This window comes from Labrys sp. HAY1-8F, assembly GCF_056754975.1.
Map to the genome: position 1 here is coordinate 2,142,568 of NZ_JBPGWZ010000002.1, position 16,088 is coordinate 2,158,655.

A 16,088-nucleotide genomic window follows, 5' to 3' on the forward strand; every position below is an offset into this window, starting at 1 on the left:
AGCGCGCTCGCTTTCGATAGGAACTCATCGCTGCTCGCCGGGGGCGATAGCCCCGTCCATCACCCCTCGAAGCCGCGATAGCGCCGCTTGTAGTCGGTGTCGTAGAGCGCGCTCTCGCGAAAATCCTCGGTGGCGAGCGTACGCCCGATCAGGATCAAAGCAGTGCGCTCCATCGGCTCGGCCGCGATCTTGCCTTCGATGTCGCCGAGCGTGCCGGTGACGACACGCTCATCCGGCCAGCTCGCCCGGAAGACCACCGCAACCGGGCAGCCGCTGCCGTAATGCGGCGTCGTCTCCGCCACCACGCGGGCCAGCGCATGGATGGAAAGATGCACCGCCAGCGTCGCACCGGTCTGCGCGAAGGCCTCGAGCGTCTCCCCCTCCGGCATCGCCGAGGCCCGGCCCGAAGTGCGCGTCAGCACCACCGATTGCGCCACTTCCGGCAGCGTGAGCTCCTTGCCGAGCACCGCGGCAGCAGCCGCAAAGGACGGCACGCCCGGGGTAATGGTATAAGGAATGCCGAGGGCCCTGAGGCGGCGGGTCTGCTCGCCCAGCGCGCTCCAGATCGAAAGATCCCCTGAATGCAGCCTGCTCACGTCGAGGCCTTCGGCATGCGCCCGTTCGATCTCGGCCATGATCAGGTCGAGCGTCAGGGGCGCGGTATCGACCACGCGTGCATCCCCAGGCGCCAGCGCAATGATTTCCGGTGGCACCAGGGAGCCGGCATAGAGGCAGACCGGACAGCGCGCCACGAGATCGCGGCCGCGCACGGTGATGAGGTCGGGCGCGCCGGGACCGGCGCCGATGAAATGAACGGTCATGTCAGGCCTCGTTGACGGCGATGGCGCAGGTGGCATTCGCACTGGCGATGCGCGCCCGCTTGAGTATGGATTGCGGACCGGCGCCGGCGAGCGCTGCCGTCTCGGCCACGCTGCCGAGACCGGTCAGGGCGACCACGCGCTCCGAACGGGTCAGCACACGTGGCTCGGCGGCCTCCAGCGCGGCTTGCGGAACCAGCACAAGCGGTACGCCGAGGCTGGCGGCGGCTTCCGCCAACCCCGCCTCGCCCTGCTTGAAGGACGGTGCGAACAGGCCCGAAAGCGCCGAGAGCTCAAAGCCGGCCTCCTGCAGGGCCAACCGGACGAGATCGGCGATTTCATCGGCCGGACACCCTTTCCGGCAGCCGAGACCGGCGGCGACGAACAGCTTCACGGCTTGACCACGCTCCATTGCGTCACCGGCATGGCGGGGCGCCAGCCATGCATGCTGCCGACGGACACCAGCCGCTCTACGCCGAGACGGATCAGATCGCCGCCATGCTGGGTGAAACGCCGGGCCAGGGCCTGCTCGCTTTCCAGCGTAACGGCATTGGCGACGAGGCGCCCCCCGGGGCGCAGGGCAGCCCAGGCGGCCTCGAACACGCCGTCATCCCCCGTTCCCCCACCGATGAAGACGGCATCGGGGCGGTCCAGTGCGACCAGCGCGGCCGGCGCCGAGCCAGTGACGAGGCGCAGATGCGGCACTCCGAGATTGATGGCATTGACCAGTGCCCGCGCTGCCCTGTCGGCATTTTCCTCAATGCCGATGGCCCGATTGGACGGGTGGCGCAACAGCCATTCGATGGCAACCGAACCCGCTCCCAGGCCGATATCCCAGAGCAATTGGCCCTTGAGCGGGGCCAGCGCCGACAGGGTCACGGCACGGATCTCCCGTTTGGTGAGTTGTCCGTCATGCTCGAAGAACGCGTCGGGCAGGCCAGCGGCAAGCGGCAATGGGCGGGCATCCAGGCCGGCAACCACCTCGATGGCCAGGACATTAAGCGGATCGATCTCGTCGAGATCGAAGGCTTCTGCCCGGGCGGAGCGGATCCTCTCGCCGGTCCCGCCGAGGCGCTCCAGCACGGTCAGGCGGGACGAGCCGAATCCGAGCTCGGTGAGGCGGGCAGCCGCCTTGGCGACCGTGCGGCCATCCCAGGTCAGGGCCAGGATGCGGGCATCGGGCTGGACATGCGGTATCAGCGTCTCGAACGGCCGGCCATGCAGCGAGATCAGGGCGCACTCCTGCTGTGCCCAGCCGAGCCGCGCCGCTGCCAGGGAGAAGGACGAGGGCGCGGGATGGCAGGCGATCTCTTCGGGTGGGATGAAACGCGCCAGCGTGACACCGACACCCCACAGGAACGGATCCCCGGAGGCCAGCACGACGACCCGTCGCCCGCGGGCCGCCTTGATCGGGCCGATGGCATCGGTCAGAGGGCTGGGCCAAGTCAGCCTTTCCGCCAGCCTTTCGGCCGTTCCTTCCGGCACCATCGCCAAGTGCCTGGCGCCACCGACCAGCAGTTCGGCCCTGTCAACCACGGCGGCAGCCAGCGGCGACAGGCCGGCCATGCCGTCTTCGCCGATGCCGACGATGGACAGCCAGCGATCCGAGTGCTTGATAGGGCTCATCCGACCCTCAAGAGACGACAGCGCATTTCAGTTCCAACGCAATTCACTTAAGAAGAAACGCTCCGGTTTGTCATAGCCGGGCTTGACCCGGCTATCCAGAAACCGCGCAATTGAGCGAAAGGCTGGATAGCCGGGTCAAGCCCGGTAATGACAAAGGTCGAACCAACTTGAATGACGCTTAAGTGACCCGCATCGATTCCCGTCCTCATGTCCTGCTGCTCGGCGGCACCAGCGAGGCTTCGGCCCTGGCCAGGCTGCTGGCCGCTCGCCCCGACATTCCGGCCATGGTGTCCCTTGCCGGGCGGACGATCAATCCCATCGAGCCACCGATCGCCTATCGTATCGGCGGCTTCGGCGGCGTCGAGGGGCTTTGCGCCTTTCTCGACGAGCATGCGGTCACCGCGCTCGTCGATGCCACCCATCCCTTTGCCCAACGCATGTCGGCCAATGCGGTCGAGGCGGCCCGGCGCGTGGGCGTGCCCCTGCTTGCCTTGCGGCGTCCTGCCTGGCAGGCGGCGGACGGCGATCGCTGGAGCGAAGTGGCGGACGCCGAGGCCGCGGTTCAGGCGCTCGGCGCCGCGCCGCGGCGCGTCTTCCTGACCACCGGCCGCCTCGAACTGCCGGCCTTCCTCGCCGCGCCCCAGCATTTCTATCTGGTCCGTTCGGTCGATCCGCCGGAAGAGCTGCCGCCGCGCGCCAAGCTGATCCTTGCCCGCGGCCCCTTCGCGGAGACGGACGAAATAGGCCTCATGCGGGAAGAGGCCGTCGACATCGTGGTCACCAAGAATTCCGGCGGCAGCGCCACCTATGGCAAGATCGCCGCCGCCCGGCGCCTCAGCCTGCCGGTCATCCTGCTGCGCCGGCCTGAGACGGCCGAGGTGAAGACGGTGGCGACGGCACAGGAGGCCCTGGCCTGGATCGAGCGGCAGGGATAGCCAGCGGCCCCCGGGGGTCACGCTTCCCATCTCCTGGGTGAATAGATCCAGGGCTCCGCATTGCCGCGCTCGATCAGCCGGGTCTGGGAGGAGCCGATCAGCACGAGCGTGCGCATATCGACTTCTTCTGGCTGCACTGCCGACAGGCTGGTCAGGATGATCTCCTCGTCCGGCCGGCCGACGGCCTTGGCGAGCACGACGATGCGCTCGCCGGCATGGCGGCGCAGCACGTCGAATGCCTTGCCGATCTGGTCGGGCCGGGCCTTCGAGGCCGGGTTGTAGAAGGCGAGCACGAAATCACCCTCCACCGCCGCAATCAGCCGTTTCTCGATGATGGACCAGGGCTTGAGATTGTCGGACAGCGAGACCACGCAGAAATCATGCCCGAGCGGTGCGCCGAGCCGCGCGGCAGCGGCCAGGACAGCGGTGACGCCGGGAGCGACCATGATGTCGAGGTCACGCCAGGCCGGATCCCCCGCCTCGACCGCCTCGAAGACCGCCGCCGCCATGGCGAAGACGCCGGGATCCCCGCCCGAGACCACGGCAACGCGTGCCCCGCCGGCTGCGAGTTCGAGCGCGTGGCGGGCACGATCGACCTCGACCCTGTTGTCGCTGGCATGGCGCTTCGCCGGGCTTGCCGGCACGCGGTCGACATAGGGGCCGTAGCCGATGATATCGGTCGCCTCCGCCAGCAATGCGCTGGCTTCGGGCGTGACCCACTTCGCCGGCCCTGGCCCGAGGCCGATGATCATGACGCGGCCGGTCACAGCCGCCGCCCCTGGCCGGGCACCAGCAGCATGGCGAAATAGGGCGCACCGGTGAAATCGGCTGGCGGCAGCTTCATGATCTTCTCGCCGGCCATGGTGCCGCGTTCGACATAGACGGTGCGCTCGGCGAGATTCAGTTCCTCCAGCACGGCGCGAACTTTCGAAAAATGCCGGCCGAGCTTCATGATCACCGCCGCGTCCGCAAGTTCGAGATGGCGCCTGAGCGCCGCCTCGTCGAGCGTCGCGGGCAGGACGGTGAGGATATCGTCGCCATAGGTGATAGGCGTGCCGGCCCGTGTCCAGCAGCCCGCCATGCCCGAAACGCCGGCGACAACCTCGGTCTCGTAGGAGGGAGCCAGACGATGGAAGATCGGCATGAAGGAGCCGTAGAAGAAGGGATCGCCCTCCGACACCACCACGACATCGCGACCGGCATCGAGGTGATCGGCCAGCCGGCGCGCCGATTCGTCATAGAAGCCGCCGAGCGCCGAATGGTAGACCGGATCGGCGGCGGACACTTCCGTCGTCATCGGATAGGCCAGTTTTTCCTCGATGACGCCATCGGCAAGAAAGCCTTCGATGATGGTGCGGCCATGGCCGCGCTGCCCCTGCTTGCAGAAATAGGCAATGACGGGCGCGGCGCGGATGAGGCGCGCCGCCTTCAGGGTCATCAACTCGGGATCGCCGGGGCCGACGCCAACGCCATAGAGACGACCCAAGGGAGACGTCGGGCTATTCATTCGATTTCGCTCGCCAGGGCGTTGATCGACGCCGCTGTCATGGCGCTGCCGCCCTTGCGGCCCCGCACGATCAGCCAGGGCACCTTGCCCCAGGCCTTGAGGTCGTCCTTGGATTCGGCGGCACCGACGAAACCGACGGGGATGCCGAGAATGGCAGCGGGCCTGGGCGCACCGCGGTCGATCATGTCCATGAGATGGTAGAGCGCGGTCGGCGCATTGCCGATGGCAACCACGGCGCCGCCGAGACGCTCACGCCAGAGTTCCATGGCCGCCGCAGTGCGGGTGTTGCCGATCTTGCGGGCAAGATCGGGCGTGCGTGGATCGTCGAGCGTGCAGATCACGTCATTGTCAACAGGCAGACGGGCGCGGGTCACTCCATTGGCCACCATCTTCGAATCGCACAACAAGGGCGCGCCGGCCCTGAGCGCAGCGCGCGCGCGCGATACCAAGTCGGGAGACATCTCGACATCGGCAGCGACCTCTACCATGCCGCAGGCATGGATGATGCGCACGACGACGGGGGCCTCGAGGGCCGAAAAGCGCGACAGGTCGCTTTCGGCACGGATCATCGCGAAGGAGCGGCGATAGATCTCGGCACCGTCACGGATATAGTCGCGTTCAGACATGGTCACAGCTCTTGAAACTCTTTTCGGCTGGAAGGAACTGCAATTCCATCGAATCGCAACTGTCTCCAACTCCTTGTTCTAGCGCATTTTCTTAATCGGAAAGTCGCTCAACTTTTCTGGAAAATGCTGTAGTCGCTTGGCCAAAAACGCCGTCAATTCGCCCAAAGACATCGGTTCCGTCTCGCTCGGCGCCTTGCTGTCGGCGTCGAAGGCGATGCCGTAGCGTCCGCCCTGCCCCACCAGCGTGATCGAGGCTGGCGCGCGCCGCGCGCAGCCCTTGGCACAGCCCGAGACATGCACGCTCGCCCCCCTTTCGATAAAACCGGCCAGTGCCGGCGCCAACCTGGCAGCATCGGCTTGTGCCGGCGCTTCGCCGGATAGACAAGAAGGGCTGCCGGGGCAAGCGGCGATGGCAAGTCGCGGATCGTTGGGATCGACGACGAGGCCTAGGGACGACACCTCCGTGGCGATGTCGACGGCAAGCGGCGCCAGCAGGATGGCGCGCCAGGGCGTCAGGCGCAGCGTAGCGCCATGCCGCGCCGCGATGGCAGCGAGGCCTTCGAGCTGGCCGGCATCGAGCCGCCCGAACGGAGCCGCGGCGGTAAAGAAGCCCGCGTCGTGGGGGCCGGCGAGACGAGTGGGTGCAACTGCCTTCTCCACGAAGTGGGGAAGGTGGCCTGACGAAGTCGGGCCGGATGGGGTGGGGTTCGCTAGAAGCATATTATCTGGATAGAGTGCCGCTAGCGGGCCACACCCCATCCGTCGTTGCTTCGCAACGCCACCTTCCCCACTTCGTGGAGAAGGTAAGTGTGCCTCATCCTGCAACCGCCTCACCAGATCGCGCATGCGGCGTTCATCGGGCTGGCGCAAAGCGAGGAAGCGCTCGGCAACGCCGAGGGCCGCCTCCAGGGCTTCTTCCACCCTCACCCGTCCGAGTACTTCCCCACCGGCGTCCAGGCGGAGATGCCCGTCATCCTCGGGCCGGAGGGCGATATCGGCCTCGACGCCGTCAAGCGGCAGCACGCCGCCGCCGTCGAGCAGAAAGCCGAACTTGGCTGGGAGAGAATGGAAACGCTCGTTTCCAATCAGCCTCAGCTCCAGCGCTCGGATCATAGGGTGCACGTCAACAGGCGCGCTCGGATCGAGCCCGGCGAGCGGGCTTGCAATCACGTTGCGGACCTGTTCGGCGGCAGCACTGGCATCGAGCAGGCCCAGTTCGGCAAGCCGGTCGAGCAACGGCTGCAGGGTTTCGTCGCTGACGCCGCGCATCTGCAGATTGGCACGGGAGGTCAGATCGATCAGGCCATTGCCGAAGCGCCGGGCAGCCTCGGCCAGCGCGGCCGCGCGTTCCGGGCTGAGATCCCCGCCGGTGAGACGTACCCGCACGATCAGTCCGTCCCCCGAGCGCATCGGCCTGAGCGCGCCCGGACACCAGCCCTTGACCTGATTGGACGGCTCGCTCACGCCGCTCTCCCAGCTTCGTCCAGCAGGCGGCTGGCCGAATTGCGACGCGGCTGCCACAGCCCTCGGCGGATCGCTTCCGCCAGCCGCGCCCGGATCGCCCGACCGGCAGCGGGATTGGCTGAAGCGAGGAAGGCCGCAACCTCCTCGTCCTCGACATAGGCTTCGTGCATGCGGTCGAAGGCGGCATTGGTGACGATGCCGGCCGTCGCCGAGAAGGCGAACAGCGAATCCATGGCATTGGCCATCTCGGCGGCCCCGGCATAGCCATGCACCATCATGCCGTCGATCCAACGCCGGCTGGCGGCCCGGCCATGCACGAGGCGACCGACCTCCTCACCGAGGCTGCGCAAACGCGGCGCCTGCGGATTGGAGAGATCGGCGTGATAGAGGGCGGCCTTGGCACCGAGTGCTTCCAGCGCCGCCGCAAAACCACCCTGGTAGGCAGCGAAGGTGACGTCGTCGAGGATGTCGATCTCGCGATGATCCTGGCCATGGACATGGGCATCGGCGGAGGCGACCCGCTCGGCGAAGACAGCCGGTACAGCATCGCCCTCGATGCCGGCGCCATAGGCATGGCCGCTGGCGGCGAGATAATCGCGCCCGAGATCGGCCCGCGTCTCCCAGGCTCCCCGCGCGATGCGGTCGGTGATCCCGGCGCCATAGGCTGATGGGGCAGCGCCGAAGATGCGCAGCGGGCGCTCGCCGCTCGCCTTCGCCGTGGCGGCCAGCGGATTCCATTCCGCGCTTTCCTCCAGGGCAGCGACGGCCCTGACCGCTTCGTCGAACAGCGTGATCTGCTGGGCAAACACATCACGGAACAGGCCTGATATGCGCAGGGTCACATCGACGCGCGGCCGGTCAAGCCGCGCCTGCGGCAGGATCTCGAAGCCCGAAACGCGATTGGAGCCGTTGTCCCACACCGGCTTGACGCCCAGCAGGGCCAATCCTTGAGCGAGATCGTCGCCACCGGTGCGCATAGTCGCCGAGCCCCAGAGGTCGAGCACGATACGTTTGGGATAATCGCCGTGATCCTGCAGATAGCGCTGGATCAAGGCATCCGCCGCACGCGATCCAATCGCGTAGGCGGCACGGGTCGGAACCGCCCGTGGATCTGTTGTGGTGAGGTTACGTCCGGTCGGCAGCACGTCGGCGCGCCCGCGCGTCGGCGCCCCGGCGGGGCCGGGCCGCACGAAAAATCCGTCGAGGCCGGCGAGAAGGCTTGCCATTTCGCTGTCGCCGCAACTATCGAGCCGAGCGGCCAACACCGGACGCTCCTCCTCGCCGCAGGAGGCAGCCAGGACATCGAGGAGGTGGGCGCTCTCCTCCGGCCGGCGCCCGAAGACATGCAGCCCGTCGCGGATCTGCAATTCCTTGACGTCGCACAGGAAGGCATCGAGGCGCGCCAGCGTCTCGTCCTCGTCGAGGCCGGGAGCGATGCCGCATTCGGCGCTCAGGCCTGTTTCGACGGCTCGCTCGAGGATCTCGCGCCTGAGATAGGCCATGCGGCGCTGGTCGAGGCCATCGGCGCTGGCATATTCGTCGATCAGGCGCTCGACCTCGATGGCCCCGCCGGAAAGGCCAGCCTCCCGCAAGGGCGGGGTGAGATGGCCGATGGTGACGGCGCCGAGCCTGCGCTTGGCCTGTGCCGCCTCGCCGGGATTGTTGACGATGAAGGGATAGAGCACCGGCACGGACCCTGCAGCCAGTTCCGGAAAGCACTGGGCAGATAGGGCCGCCGCCTTGCCTGGCAGCCATTCCAGCGTGCCATGCGTGCCGAGATGGATCATCGCGTCGATGCCGAAAGCCTGGCGCAACCACAGATAGAAGGCGAGATAGGCATGGCGCGGCGGCAGATCGGGCGAATGGTGGTCGCCCTTGCGGTCAAGGGCCGAGCCGCGATCGGGCTGCACTGCCACCGCGACATGGCCGCAGAGATGGCCCGCAAAGCGGAAGGCGCCGTCGAGGCAAAGCGGATCGGCTGATGGATCGCCCCACTGGGCCGCGAGCTTGTCCCGGAGGGTAACGGGAAGGGTGTCGAGCCAGCTCCGGTAAACCGCGAGCGGGAGGGAAAGCTCCCTGGGATCGCAGGCTTCCGGCGTGCTCTTATCGGCCGTGTTTCCGAGGGCAGGCTCGAGGCTTGCAATCCCAGGAAGAGATCGGCCCAACCGCTCCAGCAGATCGGCACCGCTTTGTGGCAGATCACCAACTACATACCCCTCGTCGCGAAGCCGCTCCAGGATCGCCAGGGCCGAGGCGGGCGCATCGAGGCCAACGGCGTGGGCGAGACGGCCGTCCGCACCCGGATAGTTCGAGAGGATCAGGCCGAGCCTGCGCTCCGTCCGCGCCTTGGCGGCGAGACGGGCCCAGGCGGCGGCCTTGGCGGCCACGGCGGCGATGCGCTCGTGATGGGGAGCATGGGCGAGACGGCTGAAGGTGCCCTCCTCGCGTTCGGCCTTGAAGGAGATCACGCCAGTCGAAAGGCGGCCATCGAGTTCCGGCAAGGCGACATGCATGGCAAGGTCGCTGGCCGACAGCCCGCGGGTCGAGGCTTCCCAGGCCTCCTGCGCCGAGGAGGAGGTGATCACCTGCAGGACGGGGCAGCCGGCCACGTCCAGCGGCGAAGCACCGTCGTCGGCCAGGGCCGAGAAGGCAGTGGCATTGAGGATCACCCGGGGCTGAAGGTCCTCAAGCTGCCGGCGCACCCATGCCGCCGTCTCCCCATCCTTGAGCGAGCCGACATAAAGCGCCGTGGCGGCGAGGCCCTCGGCACCGAGTGCCCGCGCCAGGGCCTCGATGGGGGCGGTGTCGGCAGAGAGCAGGATGGAGCGATAGAACACGATGACAGCGCGCCCATACCCTCCCCTCGATGGGGAGGGTCGAGGCGAGGACGCCTGCGCTCCAAGGAACACCCCATATTTCAGCACGGCGACCGGCGCTTCCGGTTCGCCGAAATCGCAACCGCCCAACCTTGCGGCATAAAGCAGCGAGGCATGGGCATTTTGCGGGCCGCCTTCACGCCAGTAATACGCGAGCCGGTCCAGGGCATCCTGGGGCACGGTGGAGAGCTGGGACAGGCGTCCATCGGGCCTGTCGTCACCGGGAATCAAGGCAAGCGCAATGCCATTGTTGCGTGCCGTCGCGGCCAGTTCCTCCGCGCCATAGCGCCAATAATCGAGTCCGCCGAGCAGGCGCACCACGATCACCCTGGCATGGCGAGCAGTCTTCTCGATATAGAGGTCAACAGACATCGGATGGCGCAGCTTCTGCAACGGCGCCAGGCGCAAATCGTCAAGGCCGGAAGCGGCCGCCAGAGCGAGGTCACTATCGGTCAGCGAGGCGAACACGATCGCGCCGGGTGCCTGACCCAGATCGATGGCGGCCTCGCTGGCGTCGAGCGAACGCGTATCGGCCGGCAGCAGATGCATCAGCCCTCCAGCGTCTTGCGGATGCCGGCCTGGTCGATACCCTTCTCGCCGATGATGACGAGGCGGCTCGAACGGGTTTCCTCCGGCGCCCAGGCGCGGTCGAAATGCTGCGAGAAACGGGCGCCGACGCCCTGGACCAAGAGGCGCATCGGCTTACCGTCGACAGCGACGAAGCCCTTGATGCGCAGGATATCATGTTCCTCGGCCGCCGCCTTCAGCTTGCCCACCAGGGCATCGGCATCGAGAATGGCGGGCAGGTCGACGATGAAGGTATCGAAGTCGTCGTGGTCGTGCTCGGCCTCGTGGTCGTGGTGGGAGGGACGCGCCTCCAGATCGTTCTCGGCCGCGGCCCCGAGGCCGAGCAGCACGGCGGCATCGATGCGGCCCTCGGAGGTGCGCACCACCTTGACGGCGCGTGGCACCGTCTTCTCGATATCCTTCTCCACGCTGTCGGCTTCGCCGGCGGAAAGGAGATCGGCCTTGTTGAGCACGACGAGGTCGGCGCAGAGGAGCTGGTCCTCATAGACCTCCTCGAGCGGATTGTCGTGGTCGAGGGAGGCATCGCCCTCGGCCTGGCGCTTGAGCTCTTCCGGATCATCAGCAAAGCGTCCGGCCGCAACCGCGGCGCCGTCGACCACGGCGATGACGCCGTCGACGGTGACGCGCGAACGGATCGCCGGCCAGTTGAAGGCCTTGACCAGCGGCTTGGGCAGAGCGAGGCCTGAGGTCTCGATCACGATATGCTCGGGTGGGTTGGGGCGCGACAGCAACATTTCCAGCGCCGGCACGAAATCATCCGCCACGGTGCAGCAGATGCAGCCATTGGCGAGTTCGACGATGGCGTCTTCCGGGCAGCTCTCGATGCCGCAGGACTTCAGGATATCGCCGTCGACGCCGACATCGCCGAACTCGTTGACGATCAGCGCCAGCCTGCGGCCATTGGCGGTGGCCAGCAGATTGCGGATCAGCGTCGTCTTGCCGGCTCCGAGAAAGCCGGTGACGATGGTGCAGGGAACTTTGGTGTGCGCGTTCATTCGGCGGCGTCCTTGAGAGTTGGCATGGGTGGAATGCGCGCGATCATGCTGCGCTTGAAGACTTCAGGACGGCCGCGCCAGGGCATCAGGCCGTCGGTGGAATGGGCCAGCAGGCTGACGCCGGTGAGGACGTCGGGGCCGCTCTCGGCACTGAGATCACCGAAGACATAGGTCCAGGTACCTTCGGCCGTGAGCGCCACCGTGCAGGAGCGCTTGCAATTGCCCAGACATTCGACCGGCTGCAACTCGACGCCTTCAGGCAGCATGCCGGCGAGCGCATCGCGCAGCCGTGCCCCCTGGCGCGGCGCGTCGGGATCGTCGCCCTCGCGCCTGCAGGTCACGCAGACGAGCAGCCGAACTGGAAGAGGTGTTTGTGGCATCGGCCCTGTTCATCGCCGCCGAAGCGGATGGAGGGCGCGGGACCGACGGCGAGGCCGACGATCGTCCGGGAAAACGGAACCGGCCTCCGAGGCGCCCCGCCCGGACCGGTGACAAGGTTGCGAACGGCAGGTCTCCTGGCTCGCAGCTCATCGCCCCCCGCCGCCTTCCCGGTTACCCAGTGGCCTCGAGGCGGGGCGCTCGCCGCTTACAGTTGCGGGGGCAGCCGCGGCTTTGGCATCCAAGGCAGCCATCGACTGGCTGCTCTTCATCCGCACCGCATTCCCTCTTCTCTCATAACGAGAGACCGATCGTGGCTGACATAAGGGGTGTGCGGACGGGCTTGTCAATGTTCCCGCTTCCAAAGCACGCGCAAAATCCGGCATAAAGGGCGGCGACGTCGCCACACCAACGAGGTTGCCATGCCCGAAGAGAAGCTGCCGCCGATACCGTCATCCGAGCCGCAGAAGATCGACGTCATCTTCCGTGGCGGTTCGGTGACGGCCATCGGCGTCGTGCTCGCCTTCTCGCTGGGCTTTCTCAACAACTGGGCATCGCAGCCAGGAACCTGGATCCCGGAAGACCTGGCCGCCGTTTTTCTCATCGGGGGCGGCATCATCTTCCAAGTCTGGGCGCTGGCCGGCATGCTCTCGGTCAAATCACTGGAGGCGCCAGTCTATCGCCGCATCGTGCGCACCTTCATGATCGGCCTCATCCTCGTCTCGGTCGGCGTCCTCGTCGCCATCGCCGGCGACGCGCTCGGCTATAGCCGGATCTGGTTCAAGCAATAGGCCGGGGGCCCCTTCGCAACTGGCAGCCACATTTCTCGACCGTTTCCAGACTGCACAAACTCTCACGTCTGCGTTACCCGTCACCCCGCCGCCATGATTGCCGCCACAATTCTGCCTTTCCGCAATCGCCCACCAGAAGGCCGACGCCGATGGGCCCGGCACTTCTGCCCGGCATCAGCCGCTGGAAGGCCTGCCCATGGTTGCCATCACCGTCAATTCGACCGTCCACCGGCTCGACATCGAGCCCGAGACCCCTCTGCTCTGGGTCCTACGCGATGAACTCGGCCTCACCGGTACCAAGTTCGGCTGCGGCATCGCCCAATGCGGCGCCTGCACCGTCCATGTGAACGGCGCCGCAATCCGTTCCTGCCAGACCCAGATCGGTGACGTCGACGGCGCCACCATCACCACGATCGAAGGCCTGTCGGCGGACGGCAAGCATCCGGTCCAGCAGGCCTGGCTCGCCGAGGATGTGCCGCAATGCGGCTATTGCCAGTCGGGCCAGATCATGGCCGCCGTCGCCTTCCTGAAGGATACGCCTACCCCCACCGACGCGGATATCGACAACGGCATCACCAATATCTGCCGTTGCGGCACCTATCCGCGCATTCGCGCCGCCATCCATCGCGCCGCCGAACTGATGAAGGGATGAGGCCATGAACGCGATCGACCGCACGTCCACCGCGCTGAGCCGGCGCAGCTTTCTCGCCATCGGCTTCTCTGCCGCCGGCGGCCTGATGATCGGCGGGTTCATCCCCGCTGCATCAAAGGCCCTTGATATCGCCGACCAACCCTGGGGCGGTGCCTCCACCGACGGCGAGATCAATGCCTGGATCCTGATCGAGCCCGACGACACCGTGATCATCCGCGTGGCGCAATCGGAAATGGGCGAAGGCATCTTCACGGCCCTGCCGATGATCGTCGCCGAGGAACTTGGTTGCGACTGGGCCAAGGTGAAGCCCGAATACGCCTCGGCCAACCGGAATTTGCGCGAGAACACCGTCTACAAGCGCATGGGTACCGGCGGTTCGGGCGCCGTGCGCCGCTCGCGCGAATTCCTGCAGGCAGCTGGCGCCAATGCCCGCGAAAGGCTGGTGCAGGCTGCTGCCTCGCGCTGGCAGGTGGCGGCCGAAAGCTGCAGCGTCGATGCCGGCAAGGTGCTGCATCAGGCCAGCAATCGCAGCCTGCGCTTTGGCGAGCTGGCCGGTGAGGCTGCCAAGGTCACGCTGACGAGGGAGCCGGCCATCAAGACGCCCGAACAGTTCACGCTGATCGGCAAGCCGCTGGCGCGTCTGGATACGCCGCCCAAGCTGACGGGGGCGGCGCAATTCGGCATCGATATCCGCCTGCCTGACATGGTCTATGCCGCCGTGGTGACCTGTCCCGTCTTCGGCGGCCGCGTGAAATCCCATGACGAAGCCGCCATCAAGGGGCGCCGCGGCATCCTGGCGGTGGTGCCGATCGAGAGCGGCCTCGCCGTGGTGGCCGACCGGTTCTGGCGCGCCAAGGAAGCGGCACTCGCCTTGCCCGTGATATGGGAAGAAGGCTCGGCCGCCGATACGGACAGCAAGGGTTTCGATGCCGACTATGTCGCAGCCCTCGACGGCCCCGCCGTCACGGCGCGCAAGGAAGGCGATGTCGACGCCGCCCTCGCTCGCGGCAAGCGTGTCGACGCCCTCTACCAGGCGCCGCATCTGGCCCATGCGCCGATGGAACCGCTCAACTGCACCGCCCATGTCCATGACGGCAAGGTCGAGGTCTGGATGGGCACGCAGAATCCCGACATGGCGCTCCAGCTCGCCGCCAAGGCGGCCGGTGTCGCGCCCTCCGAGGTGGAGATTCACAATTGCTTCCTCGGCGGCGGCTTCGGCCGGCGCGCCGTCAACGACGAACTCGTGCAGGCCGTGACGGTGTCGAAAGCGGTGGGCAAGCCGGTGAAGCTGGTGTGGACGCGCGAGGAGGACATGCGCCACGACCGCTATCGCCCGCAGGCCGCCATCCGCTTCCAGGCATCCCTCGGTGACGACGGCCTGCCGGCCGCAATCCATGTCCGCACAGCCGTGGGTTCCATCCAGCGTTCGCTCGGCTGGGGCAAGGTGGAGAACGGGGTCGAACCTTCCGCGGTCGAGGGCCTTGCCAACATGCCCTACCGCTCCGGCGCGGCCCAGGTCGACTGCATCCTCAAGAACACCCATGTGCCGGTGATGTTCTGGCGTTCGGTCGGCTCGTCGCAGAATGCCTTCGCCCTGGAGAGCTTCATCGACGAACTGGCGCTGGCCGCCGGCCAGGATCCGTATCGCTTCAGGCGCAAGCTCCTCGAGGGCAAGCCTGATTTTCTCGCCGTGCTCGATACGCTGGCTCAGAAGAGCGATTGGGGCAAGCCGCTGCCCAAGGGCCAGGGGCGCGGCATCGCCATCCATGAATCCTTCGGCACCATCGTCGGCGAGGTCGTCGAGCTCGCCGTCAGCCCGCAGGGTGAGGTGAAGGTTCAGCGCGTGGTAGCAGCCGTCGATTGCGGCCATGTCGTCAATCCGCTCACCGTGGAGATGCAGATCGAGAGCGCGGTGATCTATGGCCTCTCGGCCGCCCTGTTCGGCGAGATCACCATCGAGAAGGGCGCGGTGGTGCAGGGCAATTTCGACGACTACCAGGTCGCCCGCCTTGCCGATGCGCCTGTCATCGAGACACATCTCGTGCTCAGCGGCGGCAAGAAATGGGGCGGGATCGGTGAACCCGGCACGCCGCCGATCGCCCCGGCGGTCTGCAATGCGATCTTCGCCGCTACCGGCAAGCGCATCCGCAGCCTGCCGGTCAGGAACACCGACCTGAAATGGGGACCGGTGTGAGCTTGTTCGGAGCGCGGACTTCCAGTCCGCATCTTGGAAACCTCGCGCTTGCGGTAGAGGAAGACGCGGACCGGAAGTCCGCGCTCCACTTGCCTTCCTGCCCAAGACCCGGCAGGAAGGCTCCATGTCCCAGCCTCGACTCACCCTGGTCCTCGGCGGCGCGCGTTCCGGCAAGAGCCGGCATGCGGAGAACCTGATATCGGCCCATCCCGCCCCCTGGACCTATATCGCCACCGCCGAGGCCTTCGACGACGAGATGCGGGCCCGTATCGGCGAGCACCAGGCCCGGCGCGACGCCAATTGGCGCACGGTCGATGCCCCTCTCGCCCTACCCGGAGCACTCGCGGCAACGCAGGGCCCCGTGCTGGTCGACTGCCTGACGCTCTGGCTCACCAACCTCATGCTCGGCGGCCACGACCTCAAATCCGCCTTCCTCCGGCTTCAGGAGAGTCTCGGGGCGACGTCCGGCCCGGTGGTGATGGTCTCCAACGAGGTCGGTCTTTCCATCGTGCCTGACAACGCCCTGGGCCGCGCCTTCCGCGACGAGCAGGGCGGGCTCAATCAACAGATCGCAGCCCTCGCCGACCAGGTGATCTTCATGGTGGCAGGCCTGCCGATGGTGGTGAAGTGATTGGATG

15 protein-coding genes and 1 riboswitch are annotated in these 16,088 nt (G+C 66.9%); of the genes, 5 read left to right on the plus strand and 10 right to left on the minus strand.

From position 1 onward, the window contains the following. Window positions 1-59: 59 nt before the first annotated feature. Genes cobM through cbiE form a run of 3 tightly spaced genes read right to left on the minus strand, consistent with a single transcriptional unit; the run spans window position 60 to window position 2,444 of the window. On the minus strand, window positions 60-821 hold the full coding sequence (cobM, locus tag ACR9ZN_RS18965) for a precorrin-4 C(11)-methyltransferase (RefSeq protein WP_441770183.1): 762 nt from the start codon (window positions 819-821) through the stop codon (window positions 60-62). Window position 822: 1 nt separating this feature from the next. After that, window positions 823-1,212 carry a cobalamin biosynthesis protein gene (locus tag ACR9ZN_RS18970; protein WP_454815791.1) on the minus strand — a complete coding sequence of 130 codons (390 nt, stop codon included), beginning with the start codon at window positions 1,210-1,212 and terminating at the stop codon, window positions 823-825. Continuing rightward, window positions 1,209-2,444 (minus strand): precorrin-6y C5,15-methyltransferase (decarboxylating) subunit CbiE, encoded by a 1,236-nt coding sequence (cbiE, locus tag ACR9ZN_RS18975; RefSeq protein WP_481272902.1) that lies wholly within the window; start codon window positions 2,442-2,444, stop codon window positions 1,209-1,211. The genes ACR9ZN_RS18970 and cbiE overlap by 4 nt, the downstream gene beginning before the upstream one ends. 182 nt (window positions 2,445-2,626) lie before the next feature. Between cbiE and ACR9ZN_RS18980 the strand changes: the two genes are divergently transcribed. After that, window positions 2,627-3,379 (plus strand): cobalt-precorrin-6A reductase, encoded by a 753-nt coding sequence (locus ACR9ZN_RS18980; RefSeq protein WP_481272903.1) that lies wholly within the window; start codon window positions 2,627-2,629, stop codon window positions 3,377-3,379. Window positions 3,380-3,396: 17 nt separating this feature from the next. Here ACR9ZN_RS18980 and cobJ read toward each other — a convergent pair whose 3' ends face one another. From cobJ to ACR9ZN_RS19015, 7 genes are all read right to left on the minus strand, one after another. Next, window positions 3,397-4,146, minus strand: coding sequence for a precorrin-3B C(17)-methyltransferase (cobJ, locus tag ACR9ZN_RS18985; RefSeq protein ID WP_454815797.1), 750 nt, complete (start codon window positions 4,144-4,146; stop codon window positions 3,397-3,399). Further along, window positions 4,143-4,886 (minus strand): precorrin-2 C(20)-methyltransferase, encoded by a 744-nt coding sequence (locus tag ACR9ZN_RS18990; RefSeq protein WP_481272904.1) that lies wholly within the window; start codon window positions 4,884-4,886, stop codon window positions 4,143-4,145. Before ACR9ZN_RS18990 ends, cobJ begins: the two co-directional genes overlap by 4 nt. After that, on the minus strand, window positions 4,883-5,512 hold the full coding sequence (locus ACR9ZN_RS18995) for a precorrin-8X methylmutase (RefSeq protein WP_481272905.1): 630 nt from the start codon (window positions 5,510-5,512) through the stop codon (window positions 4,883-4,885). Before ACR9ZN_RS18995 ends, ACR9ZN_RS18990 begins: the two co-directional genes overlap by 4 nt. Before the next feature lie 78 nt (window positions 5,513-5,590). Next, entirely contained in the window at window positions 5,591-6,976 is a 1,386-nt protein-coding gene (cobG, locus tag ACR9ZN_RS19000) for a precorrin-3B synthase (protein WP_481272906.1), read from the minus strand. Next, window positions 6,973-10,401 (minus strand): cobaltochelatase subunit CobN, encoded by a 3,429-nt coding sequence (gene cobN / locus ACR9ZN_RS19005; RefSeq protein WP_481272907.1) that lies wholly within the window; start codon window positions 10,399-10,401, stop codon window positions 6,973-6,975. The genes cobG and cobN overlap by 4 nt, the downstream gene beginning before the upstream one ends. After that, entirely contained in the window at window positions 10,401-11,435 is a 1,035-nt protein-coding gene (gene cobW / locus ACR9ZN_RS19010) for a cobalamin biosynthesis protein CobW (RefSeq protein WP_481272908.1), read from the minus strand. The genes cobN and cobW overlap by 1 nt, the downstream gene beginning before the upstream one ends. Beyond that, complete coding sequence (locus ACR9ZN_RS19015) at window positions 11,432-11,815, minus strand: DUF1636 family protein (protein WP_434958017.1); 384 nt, start codon at window positions 11,813-11,815, stop codon at window positions 11,432-11,434. The genes cobW and ACR9ZN_RS19015 overlap by 4 nt, the downstream gene beginning before the upstream one ends. Window positions 11,816-11,923: 108 nt before the next feature. Then, a riboswitch (cobalamin riboswitch) is annotated at window positions 11,924-12,140 on the minus strand. 95 nt (window positions 12,141-12,235) lie between these two features. On the opposite strand from ACR9ZN_RS19015, the gene ACR9ZN_RS19020 reads away from it, so the two are divergent. The 4 genes from ACR9ZN_RS19020 (at window position 12,236) to cobU (ending at window position 16,081) form a co-directional block, all read left to right on the plus strand. Continuing rightward, on the plus strand, window positions 12,236-12,604 hold the full coding sequence (locus tag ACR9ZN_RS19020) for a hypothetical protein (RefSeq protein WP_434958018.1): 369 nt from the start codon (window positions 12,236-12,238) through the stop codon (window positions 12,602-12,604). A 196-nt stretch (window positions 12,605-12,800) separates the two neighbouring features. After that, on the plus strand, window positions 12,801-13,256 hold the full coding sequence (locus ACR9ZN_RS19025) for a (2Fe-2S)-binding protein (protein ID WP_434958019.1): 456 nt from the start codon (window positions 12,801-12,803) through the stop codon (window positions 13,254-13,256). Between the two features lie 4 nt (window positions 13,257-13,260). Next, a complete protein-coding gene (locus ACR9ZN_RS19030) occupies window positions 13,261-15,450 on the plus strand; it encodes a xanthine dehydrogenase family protein molybdopterin-binding subunit (RefSeq protein WP_481272909.1) in 2,190 nt (729 codons plus the stop codon). A gap of 124 nt (window positions 15,451-15,574) precedes the next feature. Further along, window positions 15,575-16,081: a bifunctional adenosylcobinamide kinase/adenosylcobinamide-phosphate guanylyltransferase gene (gene cobU / locus ACR9ZN_RS19035; RefSeq protein ID WP_481272910.1), complete on the plus strand. Its 507-nt coding sequence runs from the start codon at window positions 15,575-15,577 to the stop codon at window positions 16,079-16,081. Window positions 16,082-16,088 lie beyond the last annotated feature (7 nt).

Coding starts and splice junctions, on each gene's coding strand:
- cobM (WP_441770183.1), bottom strand. CDS start 821: ATGACCGTTCATTTCATCGGCGCCGGTCCCGGCGCGCCCGACCTCATC.
- cbiE (WP_481272902.1), bottom strand. CDS start 2,444: ATGAGCCCTATCAAGCACTCGGATCGCTGGCTGTCCATCGTCGGCATC.
- ACR9ZN_RS18990 (WP_481272904.1), bottom strand. CDS start 4,886: ATGAATAGCCCGACGTCTCCCTTGGGTCGTCTCTATGGCGTTGGCGTC.
- ACR9ZN_RS18995 (WP_481272905.1), bottom strand. CDS start 5,512: ATGTCTGAACGCGACTATATCCGTGACGGTGCCGAGATCTATCGCCGC.
- cobN (WP_481272907.1), bottom strand. CDS start 10,401: ATGCATCTGCTGCCGGCCGATACGCGTTCGCTCGACGCCAGCGAGGCC.
- cobW (WP_481272908.1), bottom strand. CDS start 11,435: ATGAACGCGCACACCAAAGTTCCCTGCACCATCGTCACCGGCTTTCTC.
- ACR9ZN_RS19015 (WP_434958017.1), bottom strand. CDS start 11,815: ATGCCACAAACACCTCTTCCAGTTCGGCTGCTCGTCTGCGTGACCTGC.
- ACR9ZN_RS19020 (WP_434958018.1), top strand. CDS start 12,236: ATGCCCGAAGAGAAGCTGCCGCCGATACCGTCATCCGAGCCGCAGAAG.
- ACR9ZN_RS19025 (WP_434958019.1), top strand. CDS start 12,801: ATGGTTGCCATCACCGTCAATTCGACCGTCCACCGGCTCGACATCGAG.
- ACR9ZN_RS19030 (WP_481272909.1), top strand. CDS start 13,261: ATGAACGCGATCGACCGCACGTCCACCGCGCTGAGCCGGCGCAGCTTT.
- cobU (WP_481272910.1), top strand. CDS start 15,575: ATGTCCCAGCCTCGACTCACCCTGGTCCTCGGCGGCGCGCGTTCCGGC.